The following is a 23,453-nucleotide window of genomic DNA, read 5'->3' as shown; positions in this document are numbered from 1 at the left end:
ATTAGATTCTATGAATAAACAGGAGTGCCTGTTTAATTGTTTAAATTCTTCTATTGTTATTGTATCTGCCTCCAGGAGCGACGTGGATTAAGTGAGCTTCCTTTAATCGTATTGGCTTCAATTAAACCAGAGGTTGAACCAGCAATCAGGTGGGTGAGATTACCTGCACTGATAGTGACTGATTCGCTGCGTACTCCGTCGGAGCCAATAGCCGCGATTAGCCGATCTTCGTTATTGAGCATGCCATTATTATCAGTATCAAATTGCAAAGTGGTCAGCATTCCCCCTGTTTCCGAGTTTAACAGCATTAACCAGTTCTGGCCGCCAGAAACACAGGGATCAGTGGAAGGAACGAGCGTAGTAAAGACAATCCGTCCAAAACTGAGCTGGGGCATAATGACGGAGCGTTCCCCTTGGGGATGCCCGCCTGCCGGTGGCAAAAGATCGAGATACCATCCTTGTTTAATCGACCAGTTTACTGGATTGTTTGATACCGTGCGTTCAAAAGGAGGCAGCACTGTTTCAGTCAGGATCGTTTGCTGTTGGAGCGTGCTTCGATCTGTTACTGATATGGGGCTGCCATTATCCCGGATGCCATAGAGAGATTGTATGTGAGTGTTGGCATTATCCCCCGATGCAATATACTGACCCGTGCCAAAATAAACGAGGTATCCACCGCTGGGATGAAGTCCGATTTCCAGGGGGGAAGTGATGGGCTGTACCTGATTGCTGGCATTCCTAGCTGTAAAGAGGGGGACCATTGTATTGCCTGCCTTGTAAGCAATGTCCCATTGATTTGTATTGCTGTGTGATAGATCAAATTTCCAGATATTGCCTTGCAGATCGCCCGCATAAACGATATCGATGATTCTGTCGCCATTCGTATCAACCAAGGCCGGGCTGGAAAGGCCATTGCTGGTACTGCTATTGGTTGCGATTTTCTTTATCAGCGTACCTGTTTGCAGATCAATGATGTAAAGGTAGGCACGATCATTGCTGCTGTTGTACCCGTTGCAGACAATGGCAACCCAGATATTGTTGTTCAATAGCGCAATTTTTGCTTGACCTGGCACAAAACCCAAGTCAGCATCAGAAAATTCCCAGAGGACACTTGAGGCAGAAAAATTAGTTGGATCGGTGATATCAAGTGCAAAAATACCTTTCCCGCCATTGCCCAACGAACCCAGCAAAATAGTTCGCCAGCTGGGAGTCGCACCGATATAAGCATCACCGGCATAAGCATTCCCATCTACAAAATAACGATGCGTGTAATCGGGTGAAGTTAGCCAGCTTAGTTTGGGATAAGCGGCACCAGGGATATAACCGAATAGTTCAATACCTGTTTCAGCATTAAAGGCATGAAGCATACCATCGTTTGCTCCGGTATAAATCACCGGTGTTCTGCTCGCATTGGATTGAGCATAACTAGAATAAGAGTTTTGTCCTGCTGTCCCGCTAGGTAGTGCATCATAGCCAAAATCTAGCGCCTGGACGAATAAAAGATCTGAATTGACAATATCTCCTAGCAAACCATTGTTGCGATTACGGAATTTCCCGCCTTGTGCCAATTCAGTGGTTTTGTCACCTCGCAGCCAGGAAATTCTATTGGCACCCAGCCCATCGTTAATACCTCCCATATTGGTGTTCAGGACAGTTTTTTGTTCGCTCGATAAAAGTGAAAAATTTTCGGAAGTAAACGCAAGTCCGCTCGTTCCATTATGGGTAAAAATGGCACGACTATCATGTGATGGCAGCACGGAGGAAGCTTCCCATAGCATCGTATCCAACGATCCATCCGAGCTCAATTGGTATGCAAACAACTGCCCACTCCAGTCATTGCTATTAAACTTTGCCTGATAAATATGAGTGCCGGTACTCATTCTGCTGGTATTCGAGGTCATCGACGCTGAGGAGCTTACCCTTGAGGTAATAGTACTGAAGAGGTTGCTCAAATTGCTGGCAATAGTGGTCGAGTCTTGTACACTGAAGAACTTACCTCTGCTGTTCACGGCGGCATGCCATAAATCATCAATTTTGGCAGCATTACCGGACGTTGGATCTGGCCATGATTCTGATCCAGCCGGTAATGAGGATAGTGTGCCCTGCACACCTAGACCCACTGTGAAATTCACCATATGTTGCCAGAAGGCGGGATTTTCCGGGTTTGTGGGTACTTTATTGTCAAGATCGGTGCGCAAGTCATTCTTCCAATATTGCATTGCTACATCGGCAAGTGTATTGCTGTAGTTGTCAGAATAAGGAAGTGTGGGCGTATATTTATAAGCAGCAGGAATGGCATAAGGGAGGTGGTTGCTAATGGTATTCCCCGCTGTATTATCTGAATTTCCTACTCCAGAGTAAGCATCACTCCAATAACCATCTGTTACCAAAATATGATAATTTTGTCGACATGCATATTGAGTGCCCCCCGTTGAACCAGGCGTTTGGCCCCACGGGCCCTGATCATCGGTACGCATAAAATAGCGACCTACGTTGTCTATTGCCATGCGGAGCGGGGTGCCTGCTGCCGGGATAGGGTGATTATAAAGCTTATCAAAAAAAACTGTTCTATTTGTCCCGCTAAATTGCCTCACCCCACTGATAATGGTAGCGGTTGCAACACCATCGATGTTAGTATTTCTCTGGTTGATGGCGCCAAATCCGACTCGTACGCTACTTCCTGGGACAGCAAACGCCCTACCTACGCCGGCACGGGATAACAGGATACGTGAACGATAATAAGTGTACCAGTTGGCAAAATTCTGAATTTCTTCATTATAAGTGCAAACAGGGGCTGCAGCACAATCTGTCCGATCTGCTCCGCCAATATAGGAAGAGATCGTGGGTTTAATCTCAATCCTGGAATAACTGCTTATGGACAGAATCTCACCACCGTGGTAAGTGAAATAAACAGCAGGATAGAATGTTCTTGATTCAGCATTCGATAAACCACCATCGTGATCTAACCAGAAAGCAGTTTGAGTGATATCGACAGTAAGATTCCGGCAGCCAGCACTTGTATTCATGGGGTTATGAGACGCACAGGTAGGCGAAGCATTGTTCATCAGAGAGCCATCCGCATTGCTCCAGGGCTGGTATCTTACAGTAGGGTTGTAATAAATTTTGTTAACGTAGCTGGAACGTGAAGCTGCGGAGTAAGGATTATCCGGATCGAAATCGACGACCCGGTTCTCGTAGTCGCCCCCACCATAAACATTGTTCGCCCGAGGAAACACGTAGTAAACCTCGTGAAAAATCCAATCCTCCGGCAAGATTTCAAACTGCATGGAACCTGAGTCATCCAGCGTAAACATCACATTAGGGTCAACGGCGGTAGTCAGATAGAGAGGAACATCTGATAGGGCAAGCGTTGCTTGCGTGTGAATGGGAATGCTAGTGATAAGAGCAGCAATTATCCATATCCTGGCAAAACCCAGTTTTTTCAATTTTATCTCCCTTCATCTTCGGTAATCGCTTTGTAATATCACTACTGCTGACTCAGTGCCGCCCACTCCTCTGGCAGTGACCCTGTATATATTGGATGTCATCGTTGTGGCTGATTGCTGCACGCTGCCTCCTTTTTCTGCAGGGACAGTGATGAGCTGTTCAATGATATAGCGTGGTTGGCTTGCTACACCTGACATTGTGGTAGCTATTGTTCTGCCAGAGGTAGCCCATCCAGACCAGGTCACAGGGTCTGGTGCTTGAGTTTCAATCTGAGCATAATCATAAAGCCCATTTGAACCGTCAAATTCGGGTAAGGTAATCTGCTGCAGAAACATTTCTCCCTCTCTGAGAGCTGCTTCAGCCGCTTGGAAAGCCAGAATCTCGTCACGCAAATTACCTGCCATTTTTTCTTCTAGTAGGGTAGTTTGCATAGCTGTTACCCCCAGCAGCGTCATCATGACGAGAAAGATTAATCCGGTAGCAAGAACGACCCCCTGTTGTCTTGATCCAAACTTAGCTTCCTGATAAATCATGTCTCATCATTTTTACTGGAACTTATTAAGATACTCGGTTGCGCAATGTTACCACAGTGGTAAAAGCCTGGCGTAGTCGCCGATCAGTAGGGGTGGTTGTCGTGCCGTTAAAGGTGTAGGGTTGGGGTTGGCTGGTGATACTATCTTCTATCGATTGCATCAATAAACTAATTCGGACGCTGACGACTTTCCCCCAATTGGTCACCGCATCGGCGGTACGATAGCTATCCACTGTCCAGTTTTCATCGAGATCTTCGCCATATTCGATCTGCATGTTTTCTATGCCTCTCACCATCTCTTCCGCCGGGTTTGTTCCAACCTTGCGATAAAGTGCCGGCCATTCCTCTGCCATGCGAATAAAATAAGAGCGGGTAGAAATCTTGACGAGCTCGCCTCCTTTAGTAAAGTCCTTACCCAAGGCTTTTGTATAATTTCCTGGCGTGTCTGTGGTTGGGTTACCAGTGTTATGCACCAAATTGTCCATTCCTTGTGAAGTATTGATATGGGTAATTTGAAAGATAGCTGATGCCATGCAATCAGTAACCAAGACGATATCATTTTCTTTGAATCCGCTACCAGCTGTCACTTTAAGATCAGCGGAGTCGGGTGGATTTCCACCAGGTTGTTGAGTAACCTTGGTGGGACTGTCATCGACTCCGCGCACTACGATAATATCTCGTCCTCCTAGCGGACTGGGAATAGCCCCTGAAGGAGGCAGAGCTGGTGTCCATCCCGTTGCGCTGGTCGCCTCGAACCCCTCCAAAGCTTGCCCGATTCGCCATAAAAAATCTGCGGAGTTATTTAAGGTATTCACTGTCGGCACACCATTGCCTGCGCAACCCGAATAGCCAGCCATACGGATATCTTTTGAAAGTATGTGGAAGGCATAGCGCGCATTTTCCTGTACTCTGGCTAGGGCATCGTTGACTCGATAGGTTTGGTGACTGGAGGTTAGAATGGTGATGACACCACTCATTAACAAAAGTCCAATGGTCATGGCAACCATCACCTCAACTAATGTAAAACCATGCTGTGTTATAGCTATTCTCTTCATGCTATAGCTGGGTAGTCAGAATAAATTGCTGAGCAGCTAAAGTACCACGGCTATCATCCCACTGAATGGTAACGGTAATGACATTACCGGCGACATTAATGGCGCCTGTGCCAGCGGGTAAGCGCAAGGCCAATTCATTAAACCAATTGTTAAGATCCTGCTCTGGAATGGTGCTACCGGAAGGGATGGAGGCGCCTATAGCGATGTTATAACTACCATTAATTGCTGCAGTACGATTAGCACGCATGCTGTCCAGAATACTGTAAGTCATCATCGTGGCAGTAGAGCGAAAACTTGCACTCTGGTTATAAGTAAGCCCGGCAGACTGCAGACCTGCCAAGCCAAGCAAACCAATGGATAGCACAATGATTGCCACTAACACTTCAATCATGGTGACACCCTTCTGATGTGGCAATTGAGAATTTCTTTTGAGGATTAACATGATGACATCGTCTCAGTATATGGTCGACCTGTACCGTTTATAGTAATCTTGCGTCCTTTTGTGCTATTGCATAGTGTGAAAGTGCCGGTGCCTACTAAGCCACCCGCACCTCGACTACTTCCATTAGGTAAGTAAGCAATCCAATCTGCAAACTTTGAGCCACCATCCATTGTGCTGCCTTTCAATGCAGGAAAAACTCTTAAAATTTGATCGCTGCCATCCATTGTCCCTGCTGTCCCGCTATCGCTGTATACTATCCAGCCATCTTGCCAGTTACTACCAGCTGTACAGGTTGTGCCACTGCTGCTTTTACACATGGTTATTCGTATACCGCGTTTCACTGCTTCAGAACGGCTGAAATGAAGTGCTGTGAGAAACTCATTCGCCTGTGTAGCAAGGCGTGATTGCACCATCATCGATTGGTAACTCGGCACTGCAATGGTGGCTAAAATAGCGCCAATGCTCAGCGCAATCATAAGCTCTAACATTGTAAAACCACTATTAACAAGCATATAAAATTTTTATTCCCTATTTTCTCCTCTAGAGGTAACGGATGATTTTTAATCAACTTTAGCCTGCATTGATGGGTCATTAAGCGTGTGAGAGTAATTTTAGCGGTCAGTCCGAGACGAGCCGTATCTAGTATAGATAAGCATGGGCTATTCGATTTCTAAATCAAAATTGATTTTGTCGACTCTCTTTGCCGTATTATTGATACTGTTCCTGGCTCACCTTCTCGTCAGTTTTGATTTGGAATTAGATTTAAAAATGGAGTGAATTGCATGCGATGCCGCGATTGAGATATGAATGAAGTGACTCAAGATTTTATTGTTGTTGGTGCTGGCGTGATGGGGCTTGCTACTGCAGCTCAGTTGCTGAAAGAAGGTGCAACGGTCACTATTTTGGAGCGAGCTAAGGTTGGGCAGGAATCATCTTGGGCAGGGGGCGGTATTTTGTCGGCGCTCTGCCCGTGGGACTATCCCGATAGCGTGACACAGCTAACGGAATATAGTGCAGCCATGTTTTCAGCATGGGTAGCAGAGCTGTACGCATCAACCGGTATTGATGCTGAATATGTGGTAAGTGGGATGCTGGTATTGCCACCCTATCATATCGAGGCTGCACAAAGATGGGAGAGATCACATCGGGTAAATGCGGAAGCGGATGCGCTCACCCAATCTGTTCCATTGAGCGAGCAAATCGATCCTCTTCATTTAACCATGGAACATTCACTGTTTCTGCCCCATATCGCGCAGGTGCGTAACCCTCGCTTATTAAGAGCGTTATATCAGCAAGTTGGACAACTCGGTGGACGCATCATTGAGCATTGTGAAGTACAAGAAATCATAGCGCAGCATCATCGGGTTCACTCGCTTAGGACCTCTTGTGGCAAATATTGTGCTGCTGACTTTGTCATCACTGCAGGTGCATGGAGCAAACAAGTGTTAGGGAAGCATGCGCTCAGCCTCGAAATAAAGCCGATTCGTGGGCAAATGTTGTTATACAAGTTTGAAGAATCACCGCTCAGGTCGATTTTGCTTCAGGGGGATGTGTATTTGATTCCTCGACGCGATGGACATTTACTGGTCGGTAGCACCCTGGAAGATGTTGGCTTTAACAAGCAAACGACACTGGCCGCACACGAGCATTTATCTGGACGCGCACAAAAATTGTTGCCCCAGTTAAAGGGGAGACCCCTGATAAAGCATTGGGCGGGTCTCAGACCAGGTTCGCCGCATAATATTCCCGCAATCGGACGTCATCCATTATTGAATAATCTATTTATCAATAGCGGGCAGTTTCGCTATGGGGTAACCATGGCGCCAGGTAGCGCCAAAATGTTATTAAATGAAATTATGGGCAGAGCACAACCCTTTGATATCAGTCCTTATCAGAAAGGATGGGGAGTCGATTAGTTTGCTTCGCGCACATATTTATCCATGGAAATCGCTTCTGCTTTAGGAAGGGGAAATACTACAGACTCAACAACTCCACTTAATTCCTCAATGACGACATCGTGCCCGGTTTGTGCAGCGCCAATCTGCTTAAGTCTGTCTAAAACCTGCTGTACTAATATTTCTGGCGCTGAGGCACCGGCAGTGATCCCAATGCAACTTTTTCCAATTAACCATTGTTCCCGTAATTGCTCAGCACGGTCAACCATATAAGCTTCAACATTGGCATTACGTGCTACTTCACATAAGCGATTGGAATTTGAGCTATTGGGAGAACCCACCACTATGACCAAATCGCAGTGTTTAACCATCTTTTTAACTGCATCCTGACGGTTTTGTGTGGCGTAACAGATATCGTCCTTTTTCGGGCCTATGATTTTGGGAAAACGTCGTTTTAATGCATCGATTACGCGTGCAGCATCATCGACAGATAAGGTCGTTTGGGTGACATAAGTCAGATTATGCTCATTCTTAATTTGTAAATTCGCAGCATCTTCTTCTGTTTCTACCAAATACATACCGCTATCATGTCCTTCTACTTGACCCATCGTGCCTTCAACTTCAGGATGGCCCTGATGGCCAATCATGATGATCTCTTTTCCTTCTTTGCGCATTTTTGCGACTTCGACATGCACTTTCGTTACTAGTGGGCAGGTTGCATCGAATATCTTGAGTTTGCGTGCTGCTGCTTCTCGTCGCACCGCATGCGAAACACCATGGGCGCTGAAAATCAGAATACTTTCTTGCGGAACCTCTTCCAGGTTCTCAACAAATACAGCTCCCTTTTTTTCCAGATCCTCCACGACAAAACGATTGTGCACTACTTCATGTCGCACATAAATGGGGGCGCCATGCATGGCTAATGCCCGTTCAACAATTTCGATGGCACGATCGACACCCGCACAAAAGCCTCTTGGGTTTGCAAGCAAAACTTTGATCATTGGTTATTCTCCATGAAGACGATACCTGGTATCACCGATAATATACCTTCGTCTATCTATAATAATTTGGCCTAACATACTTTAGGGTGAGATTATAAGATATTTATGTAAAATAATTCTGCAATCATTGCGTACGCGCTTCAGTCATAAATACACGCAAGCTTGATTATGAGCGTTTAAATGAGTTATTGATACGTGAACAACCTAACTGGCTTCCTGATATCGCTTGGCTAGATCTGCTCGCTTTTCATAAGCCTCGCGCGCGATACGAACATCTTCTAGAAAAAGGGGTAATTCTTTGAGTAATAATGCTTGAGGGCCATCAACCAGCGCTTTACTAGGTACAGGATGAAAATCAACCAGCACCATATTGGCACCTGCAATAATTCCCTGGGCAGTTGCATGCATGATATCAGGAATGCCATCCGGTGTGCTTGATCGAGTACCAATCGAGTGTGAAGGATCAATACAAACCGGCATACGTGTCATACGCTTGACCACAGGCACATGTGCAAAATCTACAAAATTGCGATGAGGATCCCCCATATTGGTTTTCATTCCACGCAAGCCAAAAACTACTTTTCGATTGCCTTCAGAGGCCAGATATTCTGCTGCATTAAGAGATTCATCCAGGGTAATACCAAAACCACGCTTAATGAGTACGGGGAAATCCTGCTGGCGGCCAACGATCTTCAATAACTCAAAATTCTGGGTATTACGCGTGCCAATCTGCAGCATCACACCCGTTGAAGTGCCAGTTTGGTAGAGCGCTTCCCGAATCTCTTCCACGTGGGATTCGTGAGTTACTTCCATCGCAATCACTTTGATCTCATACTTACCAGCAAGATCGAATACATAGGGCAAGCAGGCTTTACCATGCCCTTGGAATGAATATGGGCTCGTGCGAGGCTTATAGGCGCCCATGCGTGTACAAACCTGACCATGATCACGCAATGCTTTTAGCATTAATTCCACATGCTCTAGCGTATCGACAGCGCATAACCCAGCAAAGATATTTAATGTATCTTGACCAAAACGCACACCGTTGTAGTCGAAATAAGTCGGGCGATCATCATTTTCATGTCGACCGAGAACCCGATATTCCTCTGAGATACGTACGACTCGGTCAACACACGACAGACTCTGCATGTCTTCAACCGATAATGCTTTCGTATTACCGATCAAATAGACTTCAGTTAACGTTTGCTCAATGCCGACTTCCGTGTGTACGCGAACGGTGATACCTGCAAGATTAGCAAGGTGTGCAAATAACTGCTTATATTCATGGCTCTCGGGAAGAGTGCCTGGTTTCAGAATAAGAATCATAAAAATGCCTGATATAGTTCTACAAGATGAAATAACAGTGATTCGATACCGATTCTAACTGAAATCGGAAGGGATTGTCATTGCTTATGCAACTATACGTCTAGCTAGATTATCTAATGTTAAGGCTCTGTTCTCGAATCTTGTGGGATTTTTTATTCCCATTTATTTTTAGTAATTTATCGATGCGGCTTGACGTGCGTCAAAATATTGTAAATATTGTATTTTATCCGCCAGGTTGGCTATATTCTTCCACACATTCGGTTATATAGCCCGTATTAAAATATTTTTTGTCATTTCATTTCTAAATCAGAAATGAAGCAAAGGCGAGCCGCAGACAGTATCAATCATACGGCAAGGTGAAGCCGACAAAGTCAGTTTTGATTTAGGAATAAATGGAATTAGACACTATTTTTAATTTATGACGTATGTTCTTCAGGCTGCATTATTTAGATGGATGAATGCGTCTGGTCCAAAAATATAAAAATGATTTCACACTATTTTGAACATGATGCCGATGTCGGCATTATTGGACGTGGATCAACGATCGAACAAGCATTTGAGTCAGCTGCTGAGGCAGTATTTGCTATTGTAACCAATCTTGAAGCGGTCCAGCCTGATATTTCTGTGGCTTTTGAGTTTGAAGAAGAAGATCTCGAATTCGCACTGGTAACCTGGTTAAATTTGCTGCTGGGAAAAGCACGTGAGCTAGGCATGGTTTTTTGCCGTTTTCGCATTCACCGGCAGGGCAATTTATGGCAGGCTGAAGCGCTAGGTGGAAAATGGCATGCGGATTTAGAACACGGTGTCGAGGTTAAAGGTGCGACTTTAACGATGCTTTCAGTAAAGCAAATCGGCACAATATGGGAAGCGCGTTGTGTAGTGGACGTATAATTCCATTTCTAAATTAAAACTGACTTTGTCGGCTTCACCTTACCGTATGATTGATACTGTCTGCGGCTCGCCTTTGCTTCATTTTTGATTTGGAAATGGAATAAGAAAGAGGGGGTATCAGATGGATTTACAGCAATTACATCAAATTCAGCCTTATCTATGGACATTCCCGCTCAAATCAGGCGAGAGTCGGAAGGAAGTATTGCTATATGGTGGGAGGGCTTTACTGGAGAGCATGGACGATAAGGTGCTCGAGCAAATCACTCATGTCGCATCACTACCCGGTTTGGTCGGTGCTGCCATGACGATGCCAGATGCGCATTGGGGTTATGGGTTTCCGATTGGTGGAGTTGCAGCATTTGATGCTGAGCAGGGGGGGGTTATTTCTGCTGGTGGCGTTGGTTTTGATATCTCCTGTGGCATTCGCTGCTTGCGTAGCAACTTGAATTTGCAGGATGTGGAACCACACCTTTCGACCCTTGCTGAAAGGCTATTCAGGGTCATTCCGGCTGGTGTAGGTGAGGAGGGTTTTCTAAAGCTGGATACGAAACAGCTTGATCAAGTACTGCTCGGTGGAGCACGCTGGGCAGTCCAGCAAGGTTATGGCAGCGAGGCAGATCTGGAGTTTATCGAAGAGCGAGGCTGTATGTCAGGCGCGGTTCCAGCAAACGTTTCCGAATTAGCCAAGAAGCGTCAACGCGGTGAAATGGGTACCCTTGGCTCAGGCAATCATTATCTCGAAGTCCAAGTAGTTGAGCGTATTTTTGACACTGTGACGGCGCAAGCTTTCGGGTTGCAGGAAGCACAAATTATCATTTCGATACACTGTGGTTCGCGTGGCCTGGGACATCAAATTGGAACAGAGTATCTTGTCTCAATGGCCAAGGCGGCAGCGCGCTGCGGCATTCATTTACCTGACCGTGAACTGGCTTGTGCCCCGATTAAATCTCCAGAAGGACAGCAATATATTGGCGCAATGAATGCAGGTATCAATTGCGCCTTAGCTAATCGACAAATTTTGACTCATCTGACCCGTGAAACATTTATGGAAGTTTTCCCAAATAGTGAGCTGGAGACGCTGTTTGATGTTTCGCACAATACATGCAAGCTAGAAAAACATGAAGTCGAGGGCAAATCTCGAATGCTGCATGTGCATCGCAAAGGGGCTACCCGTGCATTTGGTGCAGGGCATGCCTCCTTGCCTGAACGTTACCGTGCATTAGGTCAGCCGGTGATTGTGGGTGGGAGTATGGGGACAGGCTCTTACATTCTTGCGGGTAATCGGGATAATCCCGCATTCGCCTCAGCCAGTCATGGGGCAGGTCGAGCATTGAGTCGTCATCAGGCGTTAGCTCGTTGGCATGGAAAACAGGTAATCGGCGAGCTAGCCCAGCAGGGTATCTTGATCCGTTCCCGCTCAATGCGCGGAGTAGCTGAGGAAGCACCGGGTGCCTATAAAGATATTGATTTGGTCGCGGAAACGACAGAGCAGGCCAGGCTTGCTCGGAGAGTTGCTTTTCTTAAACCTCTGGCATGTATAAAAGGATGATTTTACACGGGAGATGCCATGTATCGAAGAATCCTGGTTCCAGTTGACGGTAGTACTACATCAAATTGTGCGCTGCAGGAAGCGATTAAACTAGCACAGCAGCATCGTGCACAGCTGGAGCTTGTGCATGTGTTTGAAGATATTCTTTATTGGGTAGACGAACGTTATATCAATTACGCCGAACTGCAAGAAACTGCCAGAGAAAGTAGTGAAAAAATACTGATTGAAGCGCAAGCGTTAGTGCAGCAAGGAGGATTGGCCACTGGAATAAAATTACTCGAGGCAAAAGGCCAACGCACTGCCAATGTTATTGTGGCAGAGGCTGAACGCTGGCAAGCCGATTTGATTGTGATCGGCACCCATGGTCGAACTGGCTTCAGTCGCCTGCTATTGGGAAGTGTGGCTGAAGGCGTAGTGCGTACGGCAGCTATACCCGTTTTATTGATACGAGGTCATTCACATGGAAGTGAAACTAAATAGCGGAGATGCGCTCGTGATCATTGATATGCAGAATGATTTTCTGCCTGGCGGCAGCCTCGCTGTGCCGATGGCTGATACCCTTATTCCTGTGATCAATCGCTATCTCAAGCTTTTTCATGAGGATGGCCTGCTGATTTTTGCCACTCGCGATTGGCATCCTCCTGATCACTGTTCTTTCCGGCAACAAGGCGGTCCATGGCCGCCGCACTGCATCGCCACGACAGCAGGGGCAGCATTTCACCCGGAGATAGAATTTCCTATCAATACGCAGGTTATTTCCAAAGCGACAACGGTAGAGAGAGATGCTTACTCAGCTTTTACAGGTACTCAGCTCCATGCGCTACTGCAAGAATTAGGTATTCGCCGCCTGTTTATCGGGGGGGTTGCGACTGAATACTGCGTGTTCAATACTGTGAAGGATGCCCTACAACATCGTTATGCTACATTTGTTCTTGAGGATGCGATTGGTGCCATTGATCTGAAGCCAGATGATGGCTTACGTGCACGCGAAGAAATGGAGCATCTCGGCGCAACGCTTACCCAATTTGAGGCTGTTACTGCATGAGCATGAATCCACTTTCCAGCCCGCTGCTTTCTGATCTATATCAGTTTACGATGCTGCAAAGTTATCTTGAGCAAGACATGCAAGAAACGGCTGTCTTTGAATTGTTTATCCGTAAGCTGCCGCCTGGTCGAAATTTCATGGTTGCGGCTGGGTTAGAACAGGTGCTGAATTTTCTTGAAAATTTAAAATTTTCATCTGAGGAGCTCGACTGGCTTGCTGCACGCTTCCACCCCTCGCTCATCGATTATTTTGAACAGTTCCATTTCAGCGGAGATGTGCATGCTATGCCTGAAGGTACCTTGTTTTTTCCTAACGAACCTGTCTTGCGCGTCACTGCGCCGCTGCCCCAAGCACAATTGATCGAATCGCGCCTTATCAATCTTTTTCATTTCGGAACATTGATCGCCTCGAAGGCTGCACGCTCAGTGCTGCTCGCACCGGATAAGTTATTGGTCGATTTTGGTATGCGTCGGGCGCATGGCGCCGAAGCTGCTTTACTGGCAGCGCGCGCAAGTTATCTGGCAGGATTTTCCGGCACAGCAACTGTGCTGGCTGGAGCATTGTACGGCATTCCTTTATTTGGCACTATGGCGCATTCCTATATTCAGGCGCATGCAGATGAGTTGACGGCTTTTGCGCACTTTGCTTACTCCAGCCCGGATAACGTTGTGTTGCTGATTGATACCTATGACACCGAAGCCGCGGCCAGAAAAGTAGTCACTTTAGCGCCGATACTTGCTGCAGATCGTATCAATATCCAAGGTGTTCGCCTGGATAGCGGCGATTTAGCGGCTCATGCCTTCAATGTACGCCAGATTCTTGATCAAGGAGGTTTGCAAAGCACGACCATATTTGCCAGCGGTAACCTGGACGAATACAAACTTCAAACCTTGCTGTCAGCCAAGGCACCGATAGATGGTTTTGGCATTGGCACCGCACTGGATATTTCCATCGATGCGCCTGCCTTTGATTGTGTTTATAAGTTGCAGGAATATGCCGGCAAGCCACGCCGTAAGCGCTCAGAAGGTAAGGCAACCTGGCCGGGAAGAAAGCAGGTATACCGTTATTACACTGCTGAGGATGAAATGAGTCATGACATTGTGGCGCTAGCAGAAAATGATCCTCATGAAGGGCAGCCGCTGCTTGAGCCGATGATGCTGGCAGGGCAGCGCATCCATTCGAAAATATCGTTACACGACCTCCGCCAGCAGACTTTGGCAAACTATACTCATTTACCAAAAGTCATGACAACCTTGGAAGCAACTCCTGCTTATCCGGTGACGATCTCTACCGCTTTACAGGATCTGGCAAAACAACTTGATGCAGAAATGGTGACTCATTTGTAGCCAAATTAATATTTTTATCGTGGCTTAAGTGCCTGCAGGGATTTCATGAAAATCAGTTATTCATTAATGTGAGTTCAACGTAAGCATTGCCACACCACGGCGGGAAGAGCCTGAGTGAGCCTAATATTTATGTCGGACTCACGTCTCTTATTGCAGTTGGTCGATTTCTTTTAGATCAAATCGAGCGTGGATTTTCTGCATTTCTTTCTCAATATTCAACTTTAAAACGGGATCTGCTGCATTGAGTTTCTCTAGCAACCCGGTTGCTTCACCATCCTGGCCATTTGTGTGCCCTTGCCTGAGCCCGTGAACATTATCATAGCCTAGAGCAATATCGATTCAACAAAATTTCAGTAATGTTGTCAAATTCATAGTTAAGGTTTTATGGTTCGGTAGTGGCATTTTTGTTGTGCGAGTGTCTGTCAATGTGAATTAAATAATTTTGTGCTGTACGCATTGATTTTGATCGTGCTGTTCATCTCTTTACCTATCTGATAAACCAAATAGATGTTAACTCAAAACCATGAACGATCTCTATTTCACCACACCGATTGCCCGGCATGTTTGGGAAACTAAATACCGCTATCGTAAAGATAGTGTAGTTTATGATGCCACGATTAGCGATAGCTGGCGGCGCATTGCCTCTACTTTGGCTGCGGGAGAAAGTAATCGGGAGGATTGGCAAGCACGCTTTTACGACATTCTACACAATTTTAAATTCTTACCAGGAGGTCGTATCCAGGCGGGTGTAGGGACTGCACACAAGGTCACACTCTTTAACTGTTTTGTGATGGGTACCATTCCCGATGCGATGGAAGGAATCTTCGATGCGCTTAAGGAGGGTGCGTTAACGATGCAGCAAGGGGGCGGCGTCGGTTATGATTTTTCCACACTACGCCCGCGGGGCACGCAGGCGTATGGGGTTGGTTCCATTGCATCTGGCCCCGTTTCTTTCATGCATGTCTGGGACAGTATGTGTGCCACTGTTCTTTCAACCGGGGCACGGCGCGGTGCCATGATGGGGGCATTACGCTGCGACCATCCTGATATTGAGGAATTCATAGCCGCTAAACAGGATCGAACTCAGTTACGGCACTTCAATATTTCGGTATTGGTTAGCGATGATCTTATGACCGCAGTCAATAAGGATGAAAACTGGTTGCTGGTTTTTCCAGTGGGTGAACAGGTAATGGATGGTGAAGTGCTGATGCGAGATTGGTCAAGTTGCGGACAACCTGTTCCGTGCAAGGTATACAAGCGTGTTCGTGCACGTGAGCTATGGGAAAAAATCATGCGTGCTACCTTTGATTATGCTGAACCAGGGGTATTGTTTATTGATCGTATCAACCAACTTAATAATCTCTATTATTGTGAGAGGATTCATGCAACCAACCCTTGCGGTGAGGTCCCGTTGCCTCCGTGTGGTGCGTGCAATCTTGGTTCTATTAATCTCACGCAATTCATTTGTGCGCCCTTTTCAGAGCAAGCGCATCTGGATATGAAAGGGATTAGCGCAGCGACAAGAATTGCAGTGCGCTTGCTGGATAATGTCATAGATGTTTCGAATTTCCCATTACCCAGTCAGGCTATGCAAGTGCATTCTTCGCGACGGATCGGGTTAGGGATTACTGGTCTGGCCGATGTGCTCATAATGCTGAATATACCTTATGGCAGCAAAGCGTCCCTGCAGATGGCGCAATCAGTCATGCAGACAATTTGTCATACTGCCTACCAAGCTTCGATTGATATCGCTCGGGAGAAAGGACCGTTTCCCTCCTTCGATCAGGAAAAATATCTTGCCGGTACTTTTGTGCGCTCCTTACCCTGCTCTGTTCGGCAGGATATTGCGCGATATGGTATACGAAACAGCCATCTGACAGCGATTGCGCCGGCCGGCACGATCAGTCTTCTTGCCAATAATATTTCAAGTGGTCTGGAGCCTGTTTTTGATAGTGACTACACGCGACGCGTATTGGGGCTGGATGGGAATTATTCAGAATATCAGGTAGTCGATTATGCCGTGGCTTTTTGGCGCAGCAGGGAAGTAAGTAAATCCTTACCTCCGGCATTTATCAATGCCTACCAGCTTTCACCCACTGATCACTTGCAAATGCAGGCAGCTATTCAGCCCTATGTGGACCAGGCCATTTCCAAAACGATCAATGTGCCGACAGATTATGATTTTGTAGCATTTCGTAATCTCTATCAACAGGCTTATGAGCTTGGTCTGAAAGGCTGCACGGCTTTTCGTCCTAATCCGGTGACGGGCACTATTCTCAGCAAGATAGAACAAGAACAAACAGCACCGCATTGTTGTAATTTAGAGCGTGAAGCAGATTAAGCTAAGAATAAGTGCTGGATGTTTCTGTAGTGCTGGGATATAAAATGGAGTTATTAGTAAGCTTTGCGATCCGTTTCGCTACGCAAGGTAATTCCATTTTTAAATCAAAACTAGCTTTGTCGGCTTCACCTTGCCGTATTCTTCTTACTGTCTGCGGCTCGCCTTCGCGTCATGTTTGATTTGGAAATGGGATAAGAACGACTACACTATAACGCTGCTCGCTAAAATGCGGCATGGCTTCGGCGGTCATATGATCAAGGAGAATGGAGATGAATAGCTCAAAGGTGCGTCAATCAGAGAATTTGCCGTGTTCATTCGTGATTTTCGGTGCAACAGGTGATCTCGCATCAAATAAGCTTTTGCCTGCACTGTTTCATTTGGAAGTAGCTTCACGGCTGGGGGAAGGGCTCACTATTGTTGCTTTTTCCCGTCGCGACTGGACACTTGACAGCTGGCGTGAATACCTGAGAAGCGTACTGGCTAATAAAGTCAAAGCCAAGCTGGAAGGTCCAGTATTTGAGCGCTTCCTCGCCCGCTTTCGCTACCACCGGGGCGATATCAATGATGTGGAATCATATCGCGCGCTAGCAGCCAACTTGCCGCCGGAACCCGCTTGTTCGCGTACCGTGTTTTACCTCGCAATCAAACCTGCTGATTTCGCGGTGGTAATCAAGAATCTTGAAGCAGTTGGGCTCAACCAGCCGCGTGGTATGAACCGGGTGGTGATCGAGAAACCCTTCGGCGAAGATCTCGAATCAGCGCAGGTGCTGAATCGTCTATTGCATCAGTATTTAGATGAGGAGCAGGTCTATCGCATCGACCATTTTCTCGGCAAGGAAACAGTGCAGAACCTGCTTGTGTTTCGCTTTGCCAACACACTGATTGAACCACTGTGGAATCGTAATTTCATCGATCATGTGCAGATCACGGTAGCGGAGTCGATCGGCATCGAAAAGCGCGCCGGCTACTACGATCGTGCCGGTGCTTTGCGCGATATGCTGCAGAATCATCTCATGCAACTGATGACTGTGGTAGCGATGGAGCCCCCGGTCGCGCTTGAGGCAGATGCACTGCGCGACGAAAAGGTCAAGGTATTGCGCTCGATCCGACCGATTGCCAAGCGCGCAGTCCATGCGCACGCCGTGCGTGCACAATATACATTTGGCAACATCGATGGACAGGCAGTGGCAGGTTACCAGCAGGAGGAAAATGTCGAGATCAACTCCCTCACTGAGACTTTTGTTGCTGCAAAGTTTTATATCGATAACTGGCGTTGGCGTGGCGTGCCGTTCTATCTGCGTACCGGCAAACGACTGACGAAGCAGACTTCACTGATCGCAATCCGCTTCAAGCATCCACCGCAACAGCTTTTCCGCGAGACGCCACTGGAATTCATCGAGCCGAACTGGGTATTGCTGTCGATCCAGCCCGAGCAATCGATGCATTTGGAAATTCACGTCAAGCAGCCTGGCCTTGACATGGACACACGTGTGATGCAGATGAACGCGAGTTTCCTCAAAACTGACGAACAGGCACTCGATGCTTATGAAACACTCTTGCTCGACGTGATCGAGGGCGATCGCTCACTATTTATCCGCTTTGACGAGGTGGAATGGGCGTGGCGGGTTGTCGATCCCATTTTAAAACATTGGCTGGTCGAACGCGAATTTATTCCAACCTATTCGGCCGGAAGCTGGGGCCCGACAGAAGCCAACCGCTTGTTTGATAACGACGATCAAACCTGGCGCAACGAGCTGTAAGTTCGGGGATAGTCTGATTAAATTATCCTGGCGTCTAGACCATCACTGATATCATTTATCTGCATCTGTCTCTTGGTTTTAAGAGGAATAGCTTATGAAAAGAAATTCTGTTATCGAGAACCTGAAACGCCGAACTTTCATACAGCGCAGTGTGCTGCTGGGTACAGGGTTGTTAGCCGAACGCTATCTCAATCTGTTTCCAAAGGAGGGTCATGCCATGGTAAATAATGTACCTGATGTGATTTTCTACAACGGTAAAATTACCACGCTGGATGAGCGTAATCCCGAGGTGGCGGCTATTGCGCTGACAGGCGGATTTGTGACCGCTATTGGCTCGGATAAGGAGATCCGTACGCTGGCAAAGCCAGATACGAAAATGATCAACCTGGGACGCAAGCGCGTAATTCCCGGTCTTAATGATTCCCACCTGCACCTGATCCGCGGCGGGCTGAATTACAATATGGAGCTGCGCTGGGATGGGGTACGCAGCCTGGCGGATGCCCTGGCCATGCTGAAAATCCAGGCTGATCGTACACCCGCGCCGCAGTGGGTGCGTGTAGTCGGTGGATGGAGCGAATTCCAGTTCAAAGAGCGCCGTATGCCGACACTGGCAGAAATTAATGCGGTTGCACCAGATACACCCGTTTTTATCCTGCATCTGTATGATCGTGCGCTACTCAACAGGGCGGCGCTACGAGCAGCAGGGATCACGAAGGATACGCCGGACTTTGCCGGCGGTCGGATCGAGCGCGACGCGAAAGGCAATCCGACTGGCATGTTAATCGCCGAGCCGAATGCACTAATTCTGTATGCGACCCTGGCCAAAGGGCCCAGGCTGTCAATGAGCGACCAAGTCAATTCAACACGCCATTTCATGCGTGAATTGAACCGCCTGGGGGTGACGAGCTGCATTGATGCGGGTGGTGGCTATCAGAACTACCCGCACGATTACGAAGTCATTGAGAAACTGCATGAAGATGGGCAGATGACGGTTCGGATTGCCTATAATTTATTCACACAGAATAAGGGCGGTGAACTGGCAGACTTCAAAAAATGGGTAGGCATAGTCAAGCCCTACAGCGGCGATGAGTATCTGCGCCATAATGGCGCAGGTGAAATGCTGGTGTTTTCAGCTGCCGATTTTGAAGATTTCTTACAACCGCGCCCTGAGATGGCAGCGAATATGGAAAAAGAACTGGGCGAGGTCGTGCGTTTCCTGGTGGAAAATCGCTGGCCGTTCCGTCTGCATGCGACCTATGACGAAACCATCGGCCGCGCTCTGGATGTTTTCGAAACGATCAACCGTGATACCCCCATTGGTGATGTACGCTGGTTCTTCGATCATGCCGAAACTGTTAGTGAAAAAAATCTGGAACGTATTCAACGTTTGAATGGCGGGGTTGCTGTACAGCACCGCATGGCGTTTCAGGGTGAATATTTTGTGGACCGTTACGGCAAGCATGCCGCAGAGCACAGCCCACCCATCCGCAAAATGCTCGCGATGGGTATCCCGGTCGGTGGCGGCACCGATGCGACGCGTGTGGCCAGCTATAACCCCTGGATATCCCTTTACTGGCTGGTGGCCGGCAAGACGGTTGGTGGTCTGCCGCTTTATGGCGATGCCAACCGATTGGAACGCGAAGAAGCACTGCGTCTTTGGACGCTGGGCAGTGCCTATAAATCCAATGAGGAGAAGGTCAAGGGTGCTTTGATGCCTGGCAGATACGCCGATCTCGCAGTGCTGTCACATGACTTTATGACGGTACCGGAGGAAGTGATCAAGGACATCACCGCTGTCATGACTGTGGTGGGCGGCAAAATCGTTTATGCCGATGCGGAATTCAAATCGCATGACAGACCTTTACCTCCAGTCAGTCCAGACTGGTCACCAGTGCGTCGTTTTGGTGGTTATCAGCAGGCTGATGCTGTTGGCTCTGCTCTTCCCGTCACCAGTGCCTCCATGGCGGTAGCATGTCATCATAATCATGTGCAGGGACATGACGGCAAGTTATCCTGCTGGCTGGGTCTTAGCGGGCAGCAGGGGCAACAGGAGAGACCCAGCTTTAATCATCCGTGGGCTCTTGGTTGTGGCTGCTTTGCTTATTGAGCATGCCAGGTGGAATGAGTGGGTCGGCTTTTTCTCCATTTAAACATCGTGTTTTTACGGTGCTGTGGACAGCGACGCTGATCTCGAATATCGGCACCTGGATGTTCAATGTCACTTCCGGTTGGGTAATGACAGAACTATCACCATCGCCTTTGATGGTGTCGATGGTGCAGGCGGCGACAGCGTTGCCGATCTTCCTGTTTGCGCTTCCCGCAGGGGCGCTAGGGGATCTGTTTGACCGCCGCAGGCTATTGTTATGGACACAGATGCTGTTGGCGGCGGTGCTTTTTCTGTTTGCTGGGCTACTATCGCGAGACGGGGTAAATGCCTGGATTTTACTGCTCTTCACTTTTCTGACCGGTATGGGAACGGCTTTTGCTGCGCCCGCGTGGCAGGCAATTATTCCGCGTCTCGTGCCACGCAATATACTGGGATTTGCCATCATTTTGAACGGGGTGAGCGTCAATATCGCCCGTGCTATCGGCCCTGCATTGGGTGGTCTTATTCTGGCAGTAGCAGGGGCAGTAGCGACAGTGCTGCTTGATGCCATTTCTTATCTCGCCGTAGTAGCTGCGTTGGTATGGTGGCGTACTGCCACGACGCAAGCTGATACGCTGCCGCGAGAGCGCCTGTCCGGTGCTATGCGCGCAGGGGTTCGCTTTGCGCTGCATAGCACACCATTGCGTCATACCCTATTTCGTGCATTTGCCTTTTTCATCTGTGCTGCTGCTTACTGGGCATTGCTACCCTTGGTGGCCAAGGAAATATTACAGGGTGATCCCAGCCTTTATGGTATTTTGCTGACTGCGCTGGGGGTCGGTGCAGTAGTAGGAGCGCTTCTGCTGCCGGTGATAAAACAACATATGAGTGCGGACAAGATCCTGATGCTGGCAACGGCAGGAGCCGCACTGTGCTCGCTGATGTTTGCCTATGGTGAACACACCGGCATGGGTATCGCTGCCGGATTGATCGGTGGTATATCATGGCTTAGCGCGGTAGCATCGCTCAATTTTTCCACACAGGTAGCGTTACCGGACTGGGTGCGCGCCCGCGGTCTCGCCATTTTTCAGATGGTGCTTTTTGGCGCGATGACGGTGGGATCGCTTGGGTGGGGGCAACTGGCTGGGGTTATCGGCTTGCCGCTGGCGTTAGCGGCGTCAGGATTGCTGGCACTTTTGCTGATTCCTGTTACAGTGCGCTTTAAACTTAATCTGGGTGAACATCACGACTATACCCCATCTGGCCATTGGGGTGAACCCGCTGTGAGTATGTTTGTTTCACATGATCATGGACCCGTTCTTGTGACACTGGAGTATCGTATTGCCGATGCGGATTGCGATGCGTTCTATTCGCTGATGCAGGAGCTGGGAGTCATTCGCCGCCGCGACGGGGCTATTCAGTGGGGATTTTTTGAGGATGTCGAGGATCATGGACGGTTTATCGAGATATTCATAGTCGAATCCTGGCTGGCGCATCTACGCCAGCATGCCCGTGTATCCGCCGCAGACAAAATTCTGCAAGACAAAATTGTTGCCTTGCATCGTGGCGCTACGCCACCGCGCGTGACGCACGCGGTTACGCCACCTGTAGGCAATCATTTGCAAGCTATTCCTAAAACCCATCATGATTGATGAAAGGAATGTAGTTACCTGATGGGACTAAGCATTAATAGCTTATTTTCTCTAAATAGAACGATGCAGAACAATGATAGCTGATAATGCGGGCTATTCAGATGACTATACTGGCTGTACACTGGGTCTTATCCAAATATCGGATAAATCATGTAAGGAGATGATGATGAAAACGATTTCAGGTATTTATGATGCGCCGCCTCTCCATTGGGTAGGCGACGGTTTCCCAGTGCGATCGCTGTTTTCTTATCGTAACCATGGAAAATTGTTGAGTCCGTTTCTGCTGCTGGATTATGCCGGTCCAATCGATTTTGCACCAGCTGAGCGGCCACGTGGGGTAGGGCAACACCCACACCGTGGTTTTGAAACAGTTACTATTGTTTACCATGGTGAAGTAGCGCATCGCGACTCAACCGGTCAGGGTGGGACGATTGGTCCCGGCGACGTGCAATGGATGACTGCGGGCTCGGGTATCTTGCACGAAGAATTTCACTCCGAATCATTTACGCGTGAGGGTGGTCGGCTGGAGATGGTACAGCTCTGGGTCAATCTGCCAGCCAGGGAGAAAATGACTGCACCGCACTATCAGACGCTCCTCAAAACAGACATCCCAGTGGTCATGCTACCTGAGGAAGCGGGTATTGTGCGCGTGATTGCCGGCAACTACCAAGGTCATGCAGGACCTGCGCGCACGTTTACACCCATGAATGTTTGGGATTTGCGCTTGCACCACGGAAAATCAGCCGAGTTATCATTACCTGAAGGCTGGAATGCAACCCTTATCGTTTTGCATGGAGCCGTAGTAGTCAACGGAGAAACACTAGTGAAAGCAGCACAAATGGTATCGCTCGATCGCAGTGGTGAAACGCTGTCGATCAACGCCCAGGAGAATGTGGTGGCGCTTCTGCTGAGTGGCGAACCGATTGATGAACCGGTTGTTGGGCAAGGCCCTTTCGTCATGAATAGCCAGGCTGAAATCGATCAGGCAATTGCCGATTTTAATAGCGGACATTTTGGACAATTACCACATTAGGTTACTCTCGGTTAATGATGAATCAGAGTGTTTTATGGTAACCGTTGTCTTT

Annotated in this window: 18 protein-coding genes; 11 read left to right on the top strand and 7 right to left on the bottom strand. The window is 47.9% G+C overall.

Features of this window, described 5'->3' with window-relative positions:
* Positions 1-56: 56 nt before the first annotated feature.
* Genes AAW31_RS18115 through AAW31_RS18095 form a run of 5 tightly spaced genes read right to left on the bottom strand, consistent with a single transcriptional unit; the run spans position 57 to position 5,988 of the window.
* Positions 57-3,446: a pilus assembly protein gene (locus AAW31_RS18115; RefSeq protein ID WP_052752352.1), complete on the bottom strand. Its 3,390-nt coding sequence runs from the start codon at positions 3,444-3,446 to the stop codon at positions 57-59.
* A gap of 12 nt (positions 3,447-3,458) precedes the next feature.
* Positions 3,459-3,980, bottom strand: a complete 522-nt coding sequence (locus AAW31_RS18110) for a pilus assembly PilX family protein (protein ID WP_046851308.1) — start codon at positions 3,978-3,980, stop codon at positions 3,459-3,461.
* 25 nt (positions 3,981-4,005) lie between these two features.
* Positions 4,006-5,034 carry a PilW family protein gene (locus AAW31_RS18105; protein WP_046851307.1) on the bottom strand — a complete coding sequence of 343 codons (1,029 nt, stop codon included), beginning with the start codon at positions 5,032-5,034 and terminating at the stop codon, positions 4,006-4,008.
* Between the two features lies 1 nt (position 5,035).
* A complete protein-coding gene (gene pilV / locus AAW31_RS18100; RefSeq protein ID WP_235264419.1) occupies positions 5,036-5,425 on the bottom strand; it encodes a type IV pilus modification protein PilV in 390 nt (129 codons plus the stop codon).
* Positions 5,426-5,469: 44 nt separating this feature from the next.
* Positions 5,470-5,988 (bottom strand): GspH/FimT family pseudopilin, encoded by a 519-nt coding sequence (locus AAW31_RS18095; protein WP_046851305.1) that lies wholly within the window; start codon positions 5,986-5,988, stop codon positions 5,470-5,472.
* Between the two features lie 291 nt (positions 5,989-6,279).
* Between AAW31_RS18095 and thiO the strand changes: the two genes are divergently transcribed.
* Positions 6,280-7,392 (top strand): glycine oxidase ThiO, encoded by a 1,113-nt coding sequence (thiO, locus tag AAW31_RS18090; protein WP_046851304.1) that lies wholly within the window; start codon positions 6,280-6,282, stop codon positions 7,390-7,392.
* Here thiO and ispH read toward each other — a convergent pair.
* The gene (gene ispH, locus AAW31_RS18085) at positions 7,389-8,372 is read right to left on the bottom strand and encodes a 4-hydroxy-3-methylbut-2-enyl diphosphate reductase (RefSeq protein WP_046851303.1); all 984 of its coding nucleotides are present in this window, start codon (positions 8,370-8,372) and stop codon (positions 7,389-7,391) included. The two genes, thiO and ispH, sit on opposite strands and share 4 nt — an antisense overlap.
* A gap of 204 nt (positions 8,373-8,576) precedes the next feature.
* Positions 8,577-9,698, bottom strand: a complete 1,122-nt coding sequence (locus AAW31_RS18080; protein ID WP_046851302.1) for a 3-deoxy-7-phosphoheptulonate synthase — start codon at positions 9,696-9,698, stop codon at positions 8,577-8,579.
* 483 nt (positions 9,699-10,181) lie between these two features.
* Between AAW31_RS18080 and AAW31_RS18075 the strand changes: the two genes are divergently transcribed.
* From AAW31_RS18075 to AAW31_RS18030, 10 genes are all read left to right on the top strand, one after another.
* Complete coding sequence (locus tag AAW31_RS18075; protein WP_082110592.1) at positions 10,182-10,589, top strand: archease; 408 nt, start codon at positions 10,182-10,184, stop codon at positions 10,587-10,589.
* Positions 10,590-10,710: 121 nt separating this feature from the next.
* Complete coding sequence (locus tag AAW31_RS18070) at positions 10,711-12,138, top strand: RtcB family protein (RefSeq protein WP_046851300.1); 1,428 nt, start codon at positions 10,711-10,713, stop codon at positions 12,136-12,138.
* A gap of 18 nt (positions 12,139-12,156) precedes the next feature.
* Positions 12,157-12,618 carry a universal stress protein gene (locus AAW31_RS18065; protein ID WP_046851299.1) on the top strand — a complete coding sequence of 154 codons (462 nt, stop codon included), beginning with the start codon at positions 12,157-12,159 and terminating at the stop codon, positions 12,616-12,618.
* Positions 12,599-13,183, top strand: a complete 585-nt coding sequence (locus AAW31_RS18060; RefSeq protein WP_046851298.1) for an isochorismatase family protein — start codon at positions 12,599-12,601, stop codon at positions 13,181-13,183. The genes AAW31_RS18065 and AAW31_RS18060 overlap by 20 nt, the downstream gene beginning before the upstream one ends.
* Positions 13,180-14,529: a nicotinate phosphoribosyltransferase gene (locus AAW31_RS18055; RefSeq protein ID WP_235264417.1), complete on the top strand. Its 1,350-nt coding sequence runs from the start codon at positions 13,180-13,182 to the stop codon at positions 14,527-14,529. Before AAW31_RS18060 ends, AAW31_RS18055 begins: the two co-directional genes overlap by 4 nt.
* 523 nt (positions 14,530-15,052) lie before the next feature.
* On the top strand, positions 15,053-16,870 hold the full coding sequence (locus AAW31_RS18050) for an adenosylcobalamin-dependent ribonucleoside-diphosphate reductase (protein WP_046851297.1): 1,818 nt from the start codon (positions 15,053-15,055) through the stop codon (positions 16,868-16,870).
* A gap of 269 nt (positions 16,871-17,139) precedes the next feature.
* Entirely contained in the window at positions 17,140-18,630 is a 1,491-nt protein-coding gene (zwf, locus tag AAW31_RS18045) for a glucose-6-phosphate dehydrogenase (RefSeq protein ID WP_046851296.1), read from the top strand.
* Positions 18,631-18,724: 94 nt separating this feature from the next.
* On the top strand, positions 18,725-20,737 hold the full coding sequence (locus tag AAW31_RS18040) for an amidohydrolase (protein WP_144413022.1): 2,013 nt from the start codon (positions 18,725-18,727) through the stop codon (positions 20,735-20,737).
* Positions 20,738-20,751: 14 nt separating this feature from the next.
* Positions 20,752-22,368 carry an MFS transporter gene (locus tag AAW31_RS18035; protein WP_235264416.1) on the top strand — a complete coding sequence of 539 codons (1,617 nt, stop codon included), beginning with the start codon at positions 20,752-20,754 and terminating at the stop codon, positions 22,366-22,368.
* 166 nt (positions 22,369-22,534) lie between these two features.
* Positions 22,535-23,401 carry a pirin family protein gene (locus AAW31_RS18030; protein WP_046851946.1) on the top strand — a complete coding sequence of 289 codons (867 nt, stop codon included), beginning with the start codon at positions 22,535-22,537 and terminating at the stop codon, positions 23,399-23,401.
* The last annotated feature ends 52 nt before the right edge of the window (positions 23,402-23,453 follow it).

The organism is Nitrosomonas communis (genome assembly GCF_001007935.1).
Taxonomy (GTDB): domain Bacteria; phylum Pseudomonadota; class Gammaproteobacteria; order Burkholderiales; family Nitrosomonadaceae; genus Nitrosomonas; species Nitrosomonas communis.
This window is presented reverse-complemented; position numbering and strand designations above follow the sequence as displayed.

Bases quoted from the DNA above. Each gene is read 5' to 3' on its own strand.
- AAW31_RS18110 (WP_046851308.1), bottom strand. From the start codon at position 3,980: ATGATTTATCAGGAAGCTAAGTTTGGATCAAGACAACAGGGGGTCGTT.
- AAW31_RS18105 (WP_046851307.1), bottom strand. From the start codon at position 5,034: ATGAAGAGAATAGCTATAACACAGCATGGTTTTACATTAGTTGAGGTG.
- pilV (WP_235264419.1), bottom strand. From the start codon at position 5,425: ATGATTGAAGTGTTAGTGGCAATCATTGTGCTATCCATTGGTTTGCTT.
- AAW31_RS18095 (WP_046851305.1), bottom strand. From the start codon at position 5,988: ATGCTTGTTAATAGTGGTTTTACAATGTTAGAGCTTATGATTGCGCTG.
- thiO (WP_046851304.1), top strand. From the start codon at position 6,280: ATGAATGAAGTGACTCAAGATTTTATTGTTGTTGGTGCTGGCGTGATG.
- ispH (WP_046851303.1), bottom strand. From the start codon at position 8,372: ATGATCAAAGTTTTGCTTGCAAACCCAAGAGGCTTTTGTGCGGGTGTC.
- AAW31_RS18080 (WP_046851302.1), bottom strand. From the start codon at position 9,698: ATGATTCTTATTCTGAAACCAGGCACTCTTCCCGAGAGCCATGAATAT.
- AAW31_RS18075 (WP_082110592.1), top strand. From the start codon at position 10,182: ATGATTTCACACTATTTTGAACATGATGCCGATGTCGGCATTATTGGA.
- AAW31_RS18070 (WP_046851300.1), top strand. From the start codon at position 10,711: ATGGATTTACAGCAATTACATCAAATTCAGCCTTATCTATGGACATTC.
- AAW31_RS18065 (WP_046851299.1), top strand. From the start codon at position 12,157: ATGTATCGAAGAATCCTGGTTCCAGTTGACGGTAGTACTACATCAAAT.
- AAW31_RS18060 (WP_046851298.1), top strand. From the start codon at position 12,599: ATGGAAGTGAAACTAAATAGCGGAGATGCGCTCGTGATCATTGATATG.
- AAW31_RS18055 (WP_235264417.1), top strand. From the start codon at position 13,180: ATGAGCATGAATCCACTTTCCAGCCCGCTGCTTTCTGATCTATATCAG.
- AAW31_RS18050 (WP_046851297.1), top strand. From the start codon at position 15,053: ATGAACGATCTCTATTTCACCACACCGATTGCCCGGCATGTTTGGGAA.
- zwf (WP_046851296.1), top strand. From the start codon at position 17,140: ATGAATAGCTCAAAGGTGCGTCAATCAGAGAATTTGCCGTGTTCATTC.
- AAW31_RS18040 (WP_144413022.1), top strand. From the start codon at position 18,725: ATGAAAAGAAATTCTGTTATCGAGAACCTGAAACGCCGAACTTTCATA.
- AAW31_RS18035 (WP_235264416.1), top strand. From the start codon at position 20,752: ATGAGTGGGTCGGCTTTTTCTCCATTTAAACATCGTGTTTTTACGGTG.
- AAW31_RS18030 (WP_046851946.1), top strand. From the start codon at position 22,535: ATGAAAACGATTTCAGGTATTTATGATGCGCCGCCTCTCCATTGGGTA.